Source organism: Pseudomonas sp. S3(2024) (genome assembly GCF_036861315.1).
Lineage (GTDB): Bacteria > Pseudomonadota > Gammaproteobacteria > Pseudomonadales > Pseudomonadaceae > Aquipseudomonas > Aquipseudomonas putida_A.
In genome coordinates this window covers 268,133-285,463 of the sequence record NZ_JAZAQQ010000008.1, presented here as the reverse complement: position 1 = coordinate 285,463, position 17,331 = coordinate 268,133, and the positions used below count along the sequence as shown (strand labels likewise).

Annotated in this window: 15 protein-coding genes; 12 read left to right on the top strand and 3 right to left on the bottom strand. The window is 60.3% G+C overall.

The window, feature by feature from the left end; all coding sequences use genetic code 11:
- Positions 1-33: 33 nt before the first annotated feature.
- Positions 34-906, bottom strand: coding sequence for a heme/hemin ABC transporter substrate-binding protein (locus tag VLA07_RS21190; protein WP_247269205.1), 873 nt, complete (start codon positions 904-906; stop codon positions 34-36).
- 162 nt (positions 907-1,068) lie between these two features.
- Here VLA07_RS21190 and VLA07_RS21185 point away from each other — a divergent pair, with 162 nt between their 5' ends.
- Complete coding sequence (locus VLA07_RS21185; RefSeq protein WP_330207108.1) at positions 1,069-1,386, top strand: Rieske (2Fe-2S) protein; 318 nt, start codon at positions 1,069-1,071, stop codon at positions 1,384-1,386.
- On the opposite strand, the gene sfsA is transcribed toward VLA07_RS21185, so the two are convergent.
- Together sfsA and VLA07_RS21175 are read right to left on the bottom strand one after the other, a co-directional pair.
- Positions 1,383-2,096: a DNA/RNA nuclease SfsA gene (sfsA, locus tag VLA07_RS21180; protein WP_135296575.1), complete on the bottom strand. Its 714-nt coding sequence runs from the start codon at positions 2,094-2,096 to the stop codon at positions 1,383-1,385. The two genes, VLA07_RS21185 and sfsA, sit on opposite strands and share 4 nt — an antisense overlap.
- Positions 2,096-3,268 (bottom strand): pyridoxal phosphate-dependent aminotransferase, encoded by a 1,173-nt coding sequence (locus tag VLA07_RS21175; protein WP_333991171.1) that lies wholly within the window; start codon positions 3,266-3,268, stop codon positions 2,096-2,098. The genes sfsA and VLA07_RS21175 overlap by 1 nt, the downstream gene beginning before the upstream one ends.
- Before the next feature lie 334 nt (positions 3,269-3,602).
- Here VLA07_RS21175 and dksA point away from each other — a divergent pair, with 334 nt between their 5' ends.
- The 11 genes from dksA to pgi all read left to right on the top strand — a co-directional run bounded on the left by dksA (position 3,603) and on the right by pgi (position 17,090).
- Complete coding sequence (gene dksA, locus VLA07_RS21170; RefSeq protein WP_027614094.1) at positions 3,603-4,046, top strand: RNA polymerase-binding protein DksA; 444 nt, start codon at positions 3,603-3,605, stop codon at positions 4,044-4,046.
- Between the two features lie 340 nt (positions 4,047-4,386).
- Entirely contained in the window at positions 4,387-5,283 is an 897-nt protein-coding gene (gene gluQRS / locus VLA07_RS21165; RefSeq protein ID WP_333991170.1) for a tRNA glutamyl-Q(34) synthetase GluQRS, read from the top strand.
- Between the two features lie 77 nt (positions 5,284-5,360).
- Positions 5,361-5,537, top strand: coding sequence for a hypothetical protein (locus VLA07_RS21160; protein ID WP_003176118.1), 177 nt, complete (start codon positions 5,361-5,363; stop codon positions 5,535-5,537).
- Positions 5,521-8,475 (top strand): sensor histidine kinase, encoded by a 2,955-nt coding sequence (locus VLA07_RS21155; protein WP_027614096.1) that lies wholly within the window; start codon positions 5,521-5,523, stop codon positions 8,473-8,475. Before VLA07_RS21160 ends, VLA07_RS21155 begins: the two co-directional genes overlap by 17 nt.
- 22 nt (positions 8,476-8,497) lie before the next feature.
- Positions 8,498-9,934: a sigma-54-dependent transcriptional regulator gene (locus VLA07_RS21150; protein ID WP_103367311.1), complete on the top strand. Its 1,437-nt coding sequence runs from the start codon at positions 8,498-8,500 to the stop codon at positions 9,932-9,934.
- Between the two features lie 723 nt (positions 9,935-10,657).
- Entirely contained in the window at positions 10,658-12,058 is a 1,401-nt protein-coding gene (locus VLA07_RS21145) for a polynucleotide adenylyltransferase PcnB (RefSeq protein WP_007963895.1), read from the top strand.
- 3 nt (positions 12,059-12,061) lie between these two features.
- Positions 12,062-12,547, top strand: a complete 486-nt coding sequence (gene folK / locus VLA07_RS21140) for a 2-amino-4-hydroxy-6-hydroxymethyldihydropteridine diphosphokinase (protein ID WP_333991167.1) — start codon at positions 12,062-12,064, stop codon at positions 12,545-12,547.
- A gap of 399 nt (positions 12,548-12,946) precedes the next feature.
- Positions 12,947-13,747: a 3-methyl-2-oxobutanoate hydroxymethyltransferase gene (gene panB, locus VLA07_RS21135; protein WP_103367307.1), complete on the top strand. Its 801-nt coding sequence runs from the start codon at positions 12,947-12,949 to the stop codon at positions 13,745-13,747.
- Positions 13,744-14,604, top strand: coding sequence for a pantoate--beta-alanine ligase (gene panC / locus VLA07_RS21130; protein WP_333991165.1), 861 nt, complete (start codon positions 13,744-13,746; stop codon positions 14,602-14,604). Before panB ends, panC begins: the two co-directional genes overlap by 4 nt.
- 210 nt (positions 14,605-14,814) lie before the next feature.
- A complete protein-coding gene (panD, locus tag VLA07_RS21125) occupies positions 14,815-15,195 on the top strand; it encodes an aspartate 1-decarboxylase (protein WP_003228271.1) in 381 nt (126 codons plus the stop codon).
- Between the two features lie 230 nt (positions 15,196-15,425).
- On the top strand, positions 15,426-17,090 hold the full coding sequence (gene pgi / locus VLA07_RS21120; protein WP_247269210.1) for a glucose-6-phosphate isomerase: 1,665 nt from the start codon (positions 15,426-15,428) through the stop codon (positions 17,088-17,090).
- The last annotated feature ends 241 nt before the right edge of the window (positions 17,091-17,331 follow it).

The window sequence follows — 17,331 nt, the reverse complement described above, 5'->3', positions numbered from 1 at the left end:
CGATAAACAGGCTTCGTGGTTTGACCAGTACGGTCATTGGCCGCTCGCGGTCGGGTAGAAGCCGTCAGACAAATTCTTCAGTGCCGCCGGTAAACGCGGCCCGAGCCCGCCGACCAGCAGCGTCGGATCCAGCTCCAGCACCCGTCCGGCCTTGGCCGCGCGGCTTGAATTGAGAATGGGGTTTTCCTTGAACAATGCCGCTTTTGCCGCCTCGCCGCTCAACGCGCGATCAGCAAACACCAGCACCTCAGGATCGAGCCCGGCCAGCGACTCCACGGAGAACGGTTTGTAACCGGTATGCGTCGCCAGGTTATGTCCCCCGGCCCGTTGCAGCAGCCAGTCGGCGGCAGTGTCCTTGCCGGCAATCAAAGGTTTGCCGCCGGCATGCCCGATCAGCACTAGCACACCGGGCGCTTTATGCCTGGTCTGCAACTCAGCGACTCGCGCTTTCTGCTCGGTAAGCTGCTGTTGATAACTTTCCAGCAACCGAGTCGCCTGCGCTTGCGCGCCCAGCAACTGTCCGAGATGCGTAACGTTTTTTTCCAGGGTCGGCAGATCCGGCTGCGCCGAGAACAGTTCGACCTGCACCTTGGCGCTCTTCACCTGAGCAATAACCGGTGGCGGGCCCATTTCTTCGGTGCCAATGAGGATGTCCGGGCGCAGACTGAGAATGCCTTCTGCCGAGAGACTGCGTTGATAGCCGATGCTGGGCAGCTTCTTCAGCGATTGCGGATGCTGGCTGGTGGTGTCGACGCCGACCAGTTTAGATTCGCCACCCAATGCACTCACCCACTCCGAAAGCGCCCCACCGGCGCTGACCCAACGTTGTGGCAAATCGGCAGCTGTCGCCTGAAGGCTGGCGAGCAGTCCGACACACAGCACGGCAACGCGGGTAATCAGGCGCATACGCAGCTTTCCTTGAAAAGTTTTCCCGGGCAGCGAACCGGCGGGCCAAGTATCCTTGACCGCGGTTGCGCGCAGTGGGCGAAGGCGGCCATTTGATAATTGTTTGCATTTAAACGTCAAGCTCGGACATTTCCTGAAACGAGCTGACATTTGAGGATAGCCATGAAGTTTTTGTGCGCCGGTACCGATCTCGCTGAGGCCGGCAGCCGTGGGTTCGACATCGACGGCAACAAACTGTTTGCCGTGCGCCGCAATGGCCAGGTCTATGTTTATCTCAATCGTTGCCCGCATCGCGGCGTCGGTCTGGAATGGCACCCCGACCAGTTTCTCGACCCGAGCAACAGCCTGATCCAGTGCGCCACCCACGGCGCACTGTTTCTGATCGAGGACGGCGAATGCGTCGCCGGGCCCTGCGCCGGGCAATTCCTGACCACCATCCCCTGCCGCGAAGACGCACAGGGGCTGTGGATAGATGTTTAACCGCTGAGCAAAACGTCCAGCCGCCGGTCGATCACCATCTCTTCGTGGTTCAAGCGCACACCGTAGGCCAACACCTCGACCCCGCACGCCACCGCTTCACGCAGGGCATCCGCGTACGCCGAATCGATTTCTTCGGCCGGTCGCACCGCTTCAATCCCGCTGAGATTGACGCAATACAACTGCACCGCACGAATACCGTCACGGGCCAGATGCGCCAGCTCGCGCAGATGCTTGGCGCCGCGCTGGGTAACTGCGTCGGGAAACGCCGCGACATTCGTCCCGTCGAACCCCAAAGTGACACTTTTAACTTCCACATAAGCCGGCCCGCTCGGGTATTCAAGGCGGAAATCGATACGGCTTTTTTCCTGACCGTATGCCACTTCGCGTTTAAGCGCGGTGAAGCCGTTCAACTCGCTGATGACACCGGCCTGCAGCGCCTCTTCAACGAGGGCGTTGGCGCGGCCAGTGTTCACGCAGAACAGCCGACCCTGCGGCGTTTCCCCGATTTCCCAAGTGCCGGGCAGTTTGCGCTTCGGGTCGTTTGAGCGACTGAACCACACTTGCCCGCCTTCGACCTGACAGTTGAGCATCGAGCCGGTGTTCGGGCAGTGCAGGGTCAACAACTCGCCATTGACCGTTTCAACGTCCGCCAGAAAACGTTTGTAGCGACGAATCAGCCGCGCCTCTTCCAGAGCCGGATAAAAGCGCATCAGCCTTGCCAGCTCTTCAAGCCGCGAGCGATACGTTCCGCCGCTTCCTGTAAGCGAGGGAGGTTTTGCGTGTAAGCGAAACGCACATGGTGGCTGGCCTGATAACGCCCGAAATCCAGCCCTGGGGTGAAGGCAACGTGCTCGGTTTCGAGGAAATGACGGCAGAACGCGAAGGCATCACCGCCGAACTGGCTGATATCGGCATACAAGTAAAACGCACCTTCAGGCTCGACGGCGATATTGAAACCCAACTCGCGCAATGCCGGCAGAAGGAAGTCGCGGCGGCGGCCAAATTCGGCGCGGCGCTCTTCAAGAATGCTGATGGTGTCCGGTTCGAAACAGGCCAGTGCCGCGTACTGCGCCATGCTCGGGGCGCTGATGTAGAGGTTCTGTGCGAGCTTTTCCAGCTCACTGACCGCAGCCTCCGGCGCCACCAGCCAGCCGAGCCGCCAACCGGTCATGCCGAAATATTTGGAGAAACTATTGAGGACAAAGGCGCTGTCATCGACTTCCAGCACGCTGGCGGCATCGGTGCCGTAAGTCAGGCCGTGGTAGATCTCGTCCACCACCAGGTGCCCGTGGCGCGCTTTGATTGCGGTGGATAACCCGGCCAGTTCATCGCGGGTCAGGATGGTACCGGTGGGGTTGGCTGGCGATGCCACCAACGCACCAACGCTGTCGTGATCCCAGTGACGTGCCACCAGATCCGGGGTCAGTTGGTAACGCACCTCCGGCCCGACCGGCACCAGTTGCGCCGCGCCTTCGACCAGTCGCAGAAAGTGCCGGTTGCACGGGTAGCCAGGATCCGCCAGCAGCCAGTGTTTGCCCGGATCGACCAGCAAGGCACTGGCCAGCAACAGCGCACCGGAGCCACCCGGCGTGATCAGGATCCGCCGCGGATCGATGTTCAAACCGTAACGCGATTGATAGAACCCGGAAATCGCCTCGCGCAGTTCAGGAATACCGCGCGCGGCGGTGTAGCGGGTCTTGCCCGCCGTCAGCGCAGCCTGCCCGGCACGGATGATCGGCTCGGCCGTGGTGAAGTCCGGCTCGCCGATTTCCAGGTGGATCACGTCGTGACCTTCGGCCTGCAGTTCGTTGGCCCGCGCCAGCAGCGCCATTACATGGAACGGTTCGATCGCACGACTGCGCGCACTGTAAGGCTGAGCCATTGGTTTTCCTTCGACGGGGAAAAAGAGACGATTCTACCCATCTGCCGGAACGAGCGAGAACCCGTTGCGGTCACAGCCTCAAGAACGCTGGACTGTAACGATATGCGCGTACGCTCCAGGATTGACTAAAATCAGTGATTGAACAGGCTTTCAACAGCGCCAGACACGGCTTGCCAGACTTCTGCAAGCGCCACCCGCCGGGGCCTCGACATCCGGGAGTAGCGCGGGCCGAATTGATCTGGTAAGTTCGCCCGCTTGCAGCCGCAGGGCCGGCAGGTGTCGGTGATGGAGCAATCCTGCGCAATGGATTACAAGAGTAGAGGCGGTCCATTTCATGCCCACCCAAGCAAAGCAACAGCAGCAAGTGACGATCAGCGGCTTCGAACCTTACGTTCCGAAGGAAGGCGAGGAGTACATGGGCGCCCCGATGCGCGCGCACTTCACCAAGATCCTGAACAAGTGGAAACAGGACTTGATGCAGGAAGTCGACCGTACTGTTGATCACATGAAAGACGAAGCGGCCAACTTCCCTGACCCGGCCGACCGTGCCAGCCAGGAAGAAGAATTCGCCCTCGAGCTGCGCGCCCGCGATCGCGAGCGCAAACTGATCAAGAAGATCGACAAGACCCTCGAACTGATCCAGGACGAAGAGTACGGCTGGTGCGAGTCCTGCGGCATCGAGATCGGCGTCAAGCGCCTCGAGGCCCGTCCTACCGCCGATCTGTGCATCGACTGCAAGACCTTGGCGGAAATCAAGGAAAAGCAGGTCGGCAAGTAATCTCGACCTGAATGAAAAACGGAGCGTGCGAACGCTCCGTTTTTGTTTCTGCCTTTTGCCTTTGCCCTTTATGCCTCGCTTTTGTGGGAGGGGGCTTGCTCCCGAAGGCGGTGTGTCATTCAACATCAAATATGTCTGAGCCGACGCTTTCGCGAGCAAGCCCGCTCCCACAGGGGTAATGTTTCTGCCTTTTGCCCTGTTTGCGCTTTTGGTGGGAGGGGGCTTGCTCCCGAAGGCGGTGTGTCATTCAACATCAAATATGTCTGAGCCGACGCTTTCGCGAGCAAGCCCGCTCCCACAGGGGTAATCTGCGCGAATCCTGAAAAGTTATATTGTCCACATGACTGCCAAAACCGCTTCCGCCTACATCGGCCGCTTCGCCCCGACCCCCAGTGGCCATCTGCACTTCGGCTCGCTGGTTGCCGCCCTCGCCTCTTATCTCGACGCACGCGCGGTCGGCGGGCGCTGGCTGGTGCGCATGGAAGATCTCGATCCACCCCGGGAAGAGCCCGGCGCGCAGGCGGCCATTCTCAAAGCGCTGGAAAGCTACGGTTTCGAATGGGACGGCGAAATGGTGCGTCAGAGTGACCGGCACGACGCCTACGCCGAAGTCCTCAACAGTCTGTTCAATCACGGCCTGGCCTACGCCTGCACCTGTTCGCGCAAGCAACTGGAGCCGTACCACGGGATTTATCCAGGCTTGTGCCGCAATGCCGGGCATGAGCAGCAAGACGCGGCGATCCGCCTGCGCGTGCCGGAACTGGAATACCACTTCATCGACCGCGTGCAGGGCGAGTTCCGCCAGCATCTGGGGCGCGACGTCGGCGATTTCGTGATTCGCCGCCGCGACGGCCTCTACGCCTATCAACTGGCCGTGGTGCTGGATGACGCCTGGCAAGGCATCACCGACATCGTGCGCGGTGCCGACCTGCTCGACTCCACGCCACGCCAGCTCTACCTGCAAGAACTGTTTGGCCTGCGTCAGCCGCGCTATCTGCACTTGCCATTGATCACGCAGCCGGACGGCAACAAACTCGGCAAATCCTACCGTTCGCCGCCGCTTGAGGCGGATCAGGCCACTCCTTTGCTGCTGCGGGCCCTGCGAGCGCTGGGACAAAACCCCGGTGCCGAACTGGCCCATGCCACACCCGAGGAATTGCTCAAATGGGGCGCAGCCCACTGGGATGCGACAAAGATCCCGCGCACACTGACCCTGCCCGAAGCGCAACTGCAATGACGACACTTGCAGTGGCGCGCCCATCCGTTACCATCGCCGCACGTTTTCGGGCACGCGCATAAAAAAGAGAGGCCGGGATGTACATCTATCGCTTGGTCCTGCTTCTGGTCGTGGGAATCTATCTGTTTTCGCCAGCCATCATGGATTGGTGGATCGACGCCACGGGCGCCTGGTATCGGCCGTATCTGCTCTGGTTGATCCTGATTGTCGTGACCTTCATCCTGCAGAGCCAAAAAGATGCCGATGAGCTTTAGCCTGACCCAGATGATCCTGGTCAGCGCCGCGTACCTGACGGTGCTGTTCGGCGTCGCCTGGATCAGCGAACGGGGCATGATCCCGCGAGCGATCATTCGCCACCCGTTGACCTACACCCTGTCGCTGGGGGTCTACGCCAGTGCGTGGGCGTTTTACGGCACCGTGGGCCTGGCCTATCAGTACGGCTACGGCTTTCTCTCCAGTTATCTCGGGGTATCCGGCGCGTTTCTGTTGGCGCCGGTGCTGCTGTATCCGATCCTGAAAATCACCCGCACCTATCAACTGTCGTCGCTGGCGGATCTGTTCGCCTTCCGCTTCCGCAGCACCTGGGCCGGCGCGCTGACCACCATCTTCATGCTGATCGGCGTACTGCCGCTGCTGGCGTTGCAGATTCAGGCCGTGGCCGACTCCATCGGCATCCTCACCGGCGAGCCTATCCAGAGCCGTGTTGCGCTGGCGTTCTGTGCGCTGATCATTCTGTTCACGATCTTTTTCGGCTCCCGGCATATCGCCACCCGCGAGAAACACGAAGGGCTGGTGTTCGCGATTGCCTTCGAATCGGTGATCAAACTGATCGCCCTCGGCGGCGTCGGCCTCTATGCGCTGTACGGCGTGTTCGACGGCCCGCAACAGCTTGAACTGTGGCTGCTGCAAAACCAGACCGCCCTCGCCGCGCTGCACACGCCGCTGCAGGAAGGGCCGTGGCGCACGCTGTTGCTGGTGTTCTTCGCCTCGGCGATCGTGATGCCGCACATGTATCACATGACCTTCACCGAAAACCTCAATCCGCGCTCGCTGGTCAGTGCCAGTTGGGGCCTGCCGCTGTTCCTGTTGCTGATGAGTCTGGCGGTGCCGTTGATTCTCTGGGCCGGCCTGAAGCTCGGCGCCACCACTGATCCGGAATACTTCACCCTCGGCATCGGCATTGCCGCCAACAGCAAACCGCTGGCCTTGCTGGCGTACGTCGGCGGACTGTCGGCCGCCAGTGGCCTGATCATCGTCACCACCCTGGCGCTGTCGGGCATGGCGCTGAACCACTTGGTGCTGCCGCTCTATCAGCCACCAGCCGAAGGCAATATCTACCGCTGGCTGAAGTGGACCCGCCGGGCACTGATCGTCGCGATCATCATGGCCGGTTTCTGCTTTTACCTGATGCTCGGCGCCGGTCAGGACCTGGCCAACCTTGGCATCGTCGCCTTCGTCGCCACCCTGCAGTTCCTGCCCGGCGTGCTCTCGGTGCTGTACTGGCCGACCGCCAACCGGCGCGGCTTTATCGCCGGCTTGCTGGCGGGGATTCTGGTGTGGGTGGTGACCATGCTGTTGCCGCTGGTCGGCAACCTGCAGGGTTTCTACATTCCACTGCTGAACATGATCTACGTGCTGGACGACACCAGTTGGCACATGGCGGCCATTGCCTCGCTAGCGGCCAACGTGCTGATGTTCACCCTGATCTCTCTGTTCACCAACGCCAGCCCTGAAGAAGCCAGCGCCGCCGAAGCCTGCGCGGTGGATAACGTGCGCCGTCCGCAACGTCGTGAACTGCACGCCGCCTCGCCCCAGGAGTTCGCCACGCAACTGGCCAAACCGCTAGGCGCCAAGGCGGCGCAGAAAGAAGTCGAGCAGGCCCTGCGCGACCTCTATCTGCCTTTCGACGAACGCCGTCCTTACGCCTTGCGCCGTTTGCGTGATCGGATCGAAGCCAACCTCTCCGGCCTGATGGGCCCGAGCGTGGCGCAGGACATGGTCGAAACCTTCCTGCCGTACAAGGCTGGCGGCGAGAACTACGTAACCGAAGACATCCACTTCATCGAAAGCCGTCTCGAGGACTACCACTCGCGCCTCACCGGGCTGGCCGCCGAACTCGACGCCTTGCGCCGCTACCACCGCCAGACCCTGCAGGAGCTGCCAATGGGCGTCTGCTCGCTGGCCAAGGATCAAGAGATCCTGATGTGGAACAAAGCCATGGAAGAACTCACCGGCATCGCCGCGCAACGCGTGGTCGGCTCGCGCCTGAGCACCATCGCCAATCCGTGGAAGCAGTTGCTGCAAGGCTTCATCAACCTGCCCGACGAGCATTTGCACAAACAGCACCTGGCCCTCGACGGCCAGACCCGCTGGCTGAATCTGCACAAAGCGGCGATCGATGAACCGTTGGCCCCGGGCAACAGCGGCCTGGTGCTGCTAGTGGAAGACCTGACCGAAACCCAAATGCTCGAAGACAAACTGGTGCACTCGGAACGTCTGGCGAGCATTGGTCGACTGGCGGCAGGTGTGGCTCATGAAATCGGCAACCCGATCACCGGCATCGCCTGTCTGGCGCAGAACCTGCGCGAAGAGCGTGAAGAAGATGGCGAACTGACGGAGATCAGCGGGCAGATTCTCGAACAGACCAAGCGCGTGTCGCGCATTGTGCAGTCGCTAATGAGCTTCGCCCACGCCGGCAGCCACCAGCACAGCGACGAACCCGTCTGTCTGGCCGAAGTCGCGCAGGATGCAATTGGCCTGCTGGCGCTGAACCGGCGCAACTTCGAAGTGCAGTTCTACAACCTTTGCGACCCCGATCACTGGGTCGAAGGCGATCCGCAGCGCCTCGCCCAGGTGCTGATCAATCTGCTCTCCAATGCCCGCGACGCCTCGCCGCCGCACAGTGCCGTACGGGTCAAGAGTGAAGCCGGCGAACACACGGTCGATCTGATCGTCGAAGACGAAGGCAGTGGTATTCCGCAGAACATCATGGACCGATTGTTCGAACCTTTCTTCACCACCAAGGATCCGGGTGAAGGTACCGGTCTGGGCCTTGCACTGGTCTATTCCATCGTTGAAGAGCATTATGGACAAATCACCATCGACAGCCCGGCTGATGTACAAAGCCAGCGCGGCACCCGTATCCGGGTGACCTTACCGCGTCATGTCGAAGCGACGTCCGCTGTGAACTGAGACCGTCGAGAGTATCGAATCAATGCCGCACATTTTGATCGTCGAAGACGAAACCATTATCCGCTCCGCCTTGCGCCGCCTGCTGGAACGTAACCAGTATCAGGTCAGCGAAGCCGGTTCTGTGCAGGAAGCACAAGAACGCTTCAGTATTCCCACATTCGATCTGATCGTCAGCGACCTGCGCCTGCCTGGCGCCCCCGGCACCGAGTTGATCAAGCTTGGCCAGGGCAAACCGGTGCTGATCATGACCAGCTACGCCAGCCTGCGCTCTGCGGTCGACTCGATGAAGATGGGCGCGGTGGACTACATCGCCAAGCCTTTCGATCATGATGAAATGCTTCAGGCGGTCGCGCGGATCCTGCGTGATCACCAGTCGACGCCTGCCGCCGGCGAAGTGCCTGCCGGCAAAGCAGCCAATGGCAGCGGCAAGTCGTCTGTCGACAACAGCAACGGCGAGATCGGCATCATTGGCTCGTGCCCGCCGATGCAGGATCTGTACAGCAAGATACGCAAAGTCGCGCCGACTGATTCCAATGTCCTGATCCAGGGCGAGTCCGGCACCGGTAAAGAGCTGGTGGCCCGCGCCCTGCATAACCTGTCCAAGCGTGCCAAGGCACCGATGATTTCGGTGAACTGCGCTGCCATTCCGGAAAGCCTGATCGAGTCCGAACTGTTCGGCCACGAAAAAGGCGCGTTCACTGGCGCCAGCGCCGGTCGCGCCGGTCTGGTGGAAGCGGCGGACGGCGGCACGCTGTTCCTCGACGAGATCGGCGAACTGCCGCTCGAAGCCCAGGCCCGTCTGCTGCGCGTGTTGCAGGAAGGCGAGATTCGCCGCGTGGGGTCGGTGCAGTCGCAAAAGGTCGATGTGCGTTTGATCGCCGCGACCCACCGCGACCTCAAGAGCCTGGCGAAAATCGGCCAGTTCCGCGAAGACCTGTATTACCGCCTGCACGTGATTGCCCTGAAATTGCCGGCCCTGCGTGAACGTGGCGCCGACGTCAACGAAATCGCCACCGCGTTCCTCGCTCGCCAGAGTGCGCGCATCAACCGTACCGACCTGAAATTTGCCGCCGATGCCGAACAGGCCATCCGGCACTATTCCTGGCCGGGTAACGTGCGCGAGCTGGAAAACGCAGTCGAGCGCGCAGTGATCCTGAGCGAAAGCCCGGAAATCTCTGCCGACCTGCTGGGCATCGACATCGAGTTGAGCGATCTGGAAGACGACGAGTTCATCGGCTTGCCTGCGCAAACCGCAGGTAACACCAGCAACAGCAGCCATGAGCCGACCGAAGACCTGTCGCTGGAAGATTACTTCCAGCACTTCGTTCTTGAGCATCAGGACCACATGACCGAGACCGAACTGGCGCGCAAACTGGGCGTCAGCCGCAAGTGCCTGTGGGAACGCCGTCAGCGCCTGGGCATCCCACGGCGCAAGACCGGGGTCGCCAGCGAGAGCTGAACGTTACCTGTCGAGTGTGCGCGTAACGCTTGAAGATGTGAAAAAACTGTTACCTCAGTTCTTTCACGTAACAGAAGCCGGGGTTATCGGTAACGAAACCCCGGCTTTTTTTCGCCCCGAGAAAACCGTTATATCGACCTAACCCCTTGTTTTATTGGGCTTCGCAAAAGTTGGCACGGCACCTGCTATATGTTTGGTACAAGAACAATAACAAGCAATGCACAAGACAATAAAAATAAGACGAATCGACTCACGCACAATAAAAACAAGACGGCGAGAGGCGCAGCTAACTGATTCTTTTGGAGAGGCGTTGTATTTGGGGCTAGCCCCACGACCAGGCCGAGAACAACAAAAACTGTCCTAAGACAGAGCCTGTACTGGTTGGATCGCAAGATCACTGCAACACAGCGACCAAAGCAATCCGTTTGCTCTTGGCTCCCGACTGGGAGGGTCATGAAGGAAAAGCTTCATGGCGAGGGCACTCAACAAAAACAAGAAGCCCGAATCAATAATAAAAAGAGCACGCAACTACTTCTGGGGGAGCTTCGGCTCCCCTTGTAGTTTCTTCCCCCCCGCAAAAACCCACCCCCAAAGCCTTTAGCCTGCGACTTACAGCGCAAATCCGCTGCGTCCTACACCATCCCCCGACTAAATGCTAGAATCTGCGCCCATCATGCGGTCATTCTTTGGTATGGCCGAACATTCCTTCAAACAGTGCATCCCATGCTGAAGAAGCTGTTCCAGTCATTCCGAACTCCCGTGCGTCGTACGCAACACATCCGCAGCACCCCTGAAGTGCTCAACAGCGGCCAACATTCGCTGCAGAAGGGGCAATTCAGCCGCTATGCGGTCAATATCGTCGAACGCTTGCAGGGCGCCGGCTACCAGGCCTATCTGGTCGGTGGTTGCGTGCGTGACATGCTCCTGGGCATCACGCCCAAGGATTTCGACGTCGCCACCAGCGCCACCCCCGAGCAAGTCCGTGCCGAATTCCGCAATGCGCGGATCATCGGTCGCCGCTTCAAACTGGTGCATATCCATTTCGGTCGCGAAATCATTGAAGTCGCGACTTTCCGCGCCAATCACCCGGTCAATGAAGACGACGAAGACAGCAACCAGTCTTCGCGTAATGAGAGCGGGCGGATTCTGCGCGACAACGTCTACGGCACCCTGGAAGAAGACGCGCAACGTCGCGACTTCACCATCAACGCCCTGTATTACGATCCGGTCAGCGAGCGCATTCTCGATTACGCCAACGGCGTACACGACATCCGCAATCACCTGATCCGCCTGATCGGCGATCCGAAGCAGCGTTACCAGGAAGACCCGGTGCGCATGCTGCGTGCCGTGCGTTTCGCCGCCAAGCTGAATTTCGGCATCGAAAAACACACCGTGCAGCCGATCCGCGAACTGGCGCCGATGCTGCGCGAGATCCCGTCGGCCCGCCTGTTCGAGGAAGTGCTCAAGCTGTTCCTCTCCGGCCATGGCGCGATCACGTTCGAGATGCTGGTCGATCTGCAACTGTTCGCCCCGCTGTTCCCGGCCAGTGCCGACGCACTGGAGCACAACCCGGAATACACCCACACGCTGATCAGCGAAGCGCTGACCAACACCGACCTGCGCATCAAGCAGAACAAACCGGTAACCCCGGCATTCCTGTTTGCCGCCCTGCTCTGGCCTGCCCTGCCGGCCCGTGTCTTGCGTCTGCAGGAACGTGGTATGCCGCCGATTCCGGCGATGCAGGAAGGTGCGCACGAGCTGATCGCCGAGCAGTGCCAGCGCATCGCCATTCCAAAGCGCTTCACCATGCCGATCCGCGAAATCTGGGACATGCAGGAACGCTTGCCACGCCGCAGCGGCAAACGCGCCGACCTGCTGCTGGACAATCCACGCTTCCGCGCCGGTTACGACTTCCTGCTGCTGCGTGAAAGCGCTGGTGAGCAGACCGACGGTCTGGGCGAATGGTGGACGGACTATCAGGACGCCAACGACAGCGAACGTCGCGAGATGATTCGCGAACTCAGCGGCAAGGGTGATGACGCCAGCGGCGCGCCGCGCAAACGTCGCCGCAGCAGCGGTTCCAAGCGCAAGCGCGCCGGGGCACCGAGCGCATCGGGCGAATAAGGCATGGAACGCATCTATATCGGCCTGGGCAGCAACCTCGCTGACCCGGCCGAACAATTGCGCAGCGCGCTCAACGCGCTGGGGCAATTGCCGCAGACTTCCCTTGCTGGTGTTTCGGCGTTCTATCAGAGCGATTCACTGCTGCCAGGGCAACCGCGTTACACCAACGCGGTCGCCGCCCTCGACAGTAATCTCGCGCCGCTCAATCTGCTCGATGCGCTGCAAGCGATCGAAAACGATCAGGGTCGCGAGCGTCTGGAACGTTGGGGGCCGCGTACGCTGGATCTGGATATCCTGCTGTTCGGCGATCGGCTTATCGACGAGCCACGCCTGAAAGTCCCGCATTATCAGATTCAGGAACGGGCGTTCGTTCTGTATCCGCTGGCCGAACTGGCTCCCGCAGACCTGCGCCTGGCCGATGGCCGCGCGCTGTCCGATCTGCTCGCCGCCTGCCCGTTCGTAGGCCTCGAACGCCTCGCGCACGCTTGAAACCACACCTCCTGTGGGAGCGGGCTTGCTCGCGAAAGCGTCGTGTCAGTCACTCAATCAGTCAACTGACCCACCGCTTTCGCGAGCAAGCCCGCTCCCACATCGAGTATTCCAATTCTGATTTTTTGTCGGACAAAAAACCTCGCCAATCAATCCCGCCGCGCCGCTGAATCGCATCAGTAACGCCGGTAACACTCCCCTCGTAACAATGCGGTAACACACGCAATTGACTTCCGCTTGGCTCCTCACGACTATAGGCGTCCCGCTGCCGCCAACCCGGCACATACGGGCGCAATCCAGGCCTTATAAGCACGACAAAAGAGCGTGCGCCTGAGTAGACGAAGAATCACGCGCGTTACTCGCAGTAGTTTCCAGAGCGCCTGAACGAGGATTTTTTACATGCCAGCCATCACCCTGACCACGCTCCAGAGCCTCAAGCAGAAAGGTGAAAAGATCACCATGCTGACCTGCTATGACGCGACCTTCGCCCACGCCTGCAACGAGGCCGGTGTCGAAGTGCTGCTGGTGGGCGACTCCCTCGGCATGGTTCTGCAAGGGCACGACAGCACCTTGCCGGTGACCATCGCAGAAATGGCCTACCACACCGCGTGCGTCAAACGCGGCAACACCGACGCCCTGATCCTGGCCGACCTGCCGTTCATGGCCAACGCCACTATTGAGCAAACCCTGACCAACAGCGCCATGCTGATGCAGGCCGGCGCGCACATGATCAAGGTCGAAGGCGCGCTGTGGCTGGCGGAGTCGATCCGCCTGCTGGCCGAGCGCGGTGTGCCGGTCTGCGCGCACATGGGCCTGACCCCACAGGCCGTGAACATTCTTGGCGGCTATAAAGTGCAGGGCCGCAACGAGAACCAGGCGCGGCAGATGCGTGCCGACGCGATCTCGCTGGAACAGGCCGGCGCAGCCATGCTGCTGCTGGAATGCGTGCCGAGCGAACTGGCCGCCGAAATCAGCCAGGCCGTGAAGATTCCGGTCATCGGCATCGGCGCCGGTAGCGATACCGACGGCCAGGTACTGGTGCTGCACGACATGCTCGGCCTGTCGATCACCGGCCGCGTGCCGAAATTCGTCAAGAACTTCATGCAGGGTCAGGACAGCATCCAGTCCGCACTGAAGGCCTACGTCAACGAAGTCAAAGGCGTTACTTTCCCTGGGATCGAACACGGATTCTCTGCATGAACACCGTTAAAACCGTACGCGAACTTCGCGCCGCCGTGGCGCGCGCCCGCAGTGAAGGCAAGCGCATCGGCTTCGTGCCGACCATGGGCAACCTGCATAGCGGCCACATTGCGCTGATCACCAAAGCCACTCAGCGCGTGGATTTCGTGGTCGCGAGCATTTTCGTCAACCCGCTGCAGTTCGGCGCCGGCGAAGACCTCGACAAGTACCCGCGCACCCTGGCGGCGGATCAGGAAAAGCTGCTGCAAGCCGGCTGCCACTTGCTGTTCGCCCCGACCGTCGAAGAAATGTACCCCGACGGCATGGCCGGGCAGACCCGGGTCAGCGTGCCGCAACTGTCTGAAGGCCTGTGTGGCGCCAGCCGTCCGGGGCACTTCGAAGGTGTGGCGACGGTGGTCAGCAAGCTGTTCAACATGGTCCAGCCGGATCTGGCGATCTTCGGCCAGAAAGACTTCCAGCAACTGGCGGTGATCCGCGCGCTGGTGCATGACCTGAACATGCCGATCCAGATCATCGGCGAACCCACCGTGCGTGCGGCCGATGGCCTGGCGCTGTCGTCGCGCAACGGCTTCCTCAGCGAAGATCAACGCGCGGTGGCGCCAGTGGTCTACCGCACCCTGAGCGCGATTGCCGAGTCGATCAAACAAGGCGAGCGTGATTTTCCGGCGCTGATCGCAGCCCAGGTGCAACAGCTGGAAGCCGCCGGCCTGCGTCCGGATTACCTGGAAATCCGTCATGCCCTGACCTTGCGTCCGGCAACGGCTGAAGACCGCGATCTGGTGATTCTGGTGGCCGCGTTCCTCGGCACCACACGGTTGATCGACAACCTGCACCTGAACCTCGATACCCCGACTTAAAAAACAGCGCAATACCCCTGTAGGAGTGAGCCTGCTCGCGATGAGGGCCTGACTTTCGACACCTTTGTTGAATGACAGTCCGCTATCGCGAGCAGGCTCACTCCTACAGTGTTTTTCAGTGTTCTGAAACTTGCATTTCAAGCCATATTGCCGCCCCCAAAGCCTTCGGGCACACTGCCCGCCGTTTGCTTCCAACCCGGGAAATCCCTCATGCACGCCATCATGCTCAAGGCCAAGCTGCACCGCGCCGAAGTCACTCACGCGGTACTCGATTACGAAGGTTCCTGCGCCATTGATGGCGAGTGGCTGGACTTGTCCGGCATCCGTGAGTACGAGCAGATCCAGATCTATAACGTCGACAATGGCGAGCGCTTCACCACCTACGCGATTCGTGGCGAAGAAGGTTCGCGGATGATTTCGGTCAATGGCGCAGCCGCGCATAAAGCCAAGGTCGGCGACCGCGTGATCATTTGCGCCTACGCCCATTACAGCGAAGCGGAACTGCTCAATTTCAAGCCGCGCATGCTGTACATGGCGCCGGGCAATGAGCTCAGCCACACCAGCAACGCCATTCCGGTTCAGGTGGCCTGAGCCGCTTCGACGCGTCACTCCCCTTCCGTTGGTCGGCCCGTTCCCGGTATTGATGTTAAAAAAGTACAGGGAACAGGTCAGAAGAAGTCAAGACAGATCGCAGCGCGAGGTTTACTGTATTCGCCCTGCGTTGAAAAATCGTGTCGACGCATTTGACCCTCGCCCAAACATGGCGTATCGGTCTGTTCTGTGTTCAAAAGGCCGTTCAAGTAAAAAGGAAAACCGCAGCGATGGCGTACTACCGCACTCCTCATGACGTTACCGCTCTGCCTGCCTGGCAAGCGTTGAAAGATCACCGCCAAGCCATGCAGGATTTCAGCATGCGCGAAGCCTTCAACGCCGATCCGCAGCGCTTCAATCAGTTCACCCTCAGCAGCTGCGGACTGTTTCTCGATTATTCGAAGAACCTGATCAACGCCGAAACCCGCAACCTGCTGGTGGGTCTGGCCAATGAAGTCGATCTGAAAAGCGCGATCAAAGCGCTGTTCGACGGCGAAATCGTCAACGCCTCCGAAGGCCGCCCGGCGCTGCACACCGCTCTGCGCCGCCCGGTGGGCGACAAGCTATCGGTCAACGGCGTCAACGTGATGCCGGAAGTGCACAAGGTGCTGAACCAGATCACGGATCTGGTCGGCCGTATCCACGATGGCCTGTGGCGCGGTTACACCGAGAAGCCGATCACTGACGTGGTCAACATCGGCATCGGTGGCTCTTTCCTCGGCCCGGAGCTGGTCTCCGAAGCGCTGTTGTCCTACGCGCAGAAAGGCGTGCGTTGCCACTACCTGGCGAACATCGACGGCAGTGAGTTCCACGAACTGACGCAAAAGTTGCGCGCCGAAACCACACTGTTCATTGTTTCGTCGAAATCCTTCAACACCCTCGAAACCCTGAAGAACGCGCAGGCCGCCCGCGCCTGGTATCTGGCTCAGGGTGGTTCGGAAGCCGAGCTGTATCGCCACTTCATCGCGGTATCGAGCAACAACGCTGCGGCCGTTGCGTTCGGCATCCGTGAAGAAAACATCTTCCCGATGTGGGACTGGGTCGGCGGTCGTTACTCGCTGTGGTCGGCCATCGGTCTGCCGATTGCCCTGGCCATCGGCATGTCCAACTTCAAGGAACTGCTGTCCGGTGCCTACACCATGGACCAGCATTTCCAGAGCGCACCGTTCGAACAGAACATGCCGGTGCTGCTGGCCCTGCTCGGCGTGTGGTACGGCAACTTCTGGGGCGCGCAAAGCCACGCGATCCTGCCGTACGACCACTACCTGCGTAACATCACCAAGCACTTGCAACAGCTGGACATGGAATCCAACGGCAAGAGCGTGCGTCAGGACGGCACCTCGGTGTCGACCGATACCGGCCCGGTGATCTGGGGTGGCGTCGGCTGCAACGGTCAACATGCGTATCACCAGTTGCTGCACCAGGGCACCCAACTGATCCCGGCCGATTTCATCGTGCCGATCGTCAGCTTCAACCCGGTCTCCGATCACCATCAGTGGCTGTACGCCAACTGCCTGTCGCAAAGCCAGGCGCTGATGCTCGGCAAGACCCTGCCGGAAGCCGAAGCCGAACTGCGCGACAAAGGCATGAGCGAAGAACAGGTGCACAAACTCGCACCGCACAAGGTGATCCCGGGCAACCGTCCGAGCAACACCATTGTGGTCGAGCGCATCAGCCCGCGTCGTCTGGGCGCGCTGGTCGCCATGTATGAGCACAAAGTGTTCGTGCAAAGCGTGGTCTGGGGCATCAACGCCTTCGACCAGTGGGGCGTGGAACTGGGCAAGGAACTGGGCAAAGGCGTTTACAACCGTCTGGTCGGCAGCGATGAAACCGTTGCTGACGATGCTTCTACCCAGGGCCTGATCAACTACTTCCGCGGTCGTCACCGCGGGTGATTTGAAAGCAAAACCCACAGGATTTGGATCAACCAGAATCCTGTGGGCAAGCAAATTCCCTTGTAGGAGTGAGCCTGCTCGCGATAGCGGTATGTCTTTAAGCATTGATGTTGACTGACACCCCGCTATCGCGAGCAGGCTCACTCCTACAGTTGTTTTGGGTACACCTGAATTCAATACCAGCCATCAGATTCCTGATGCGGCTTGAACCCTTGGCCCTCTCGGCGCATCTTTATTCTTC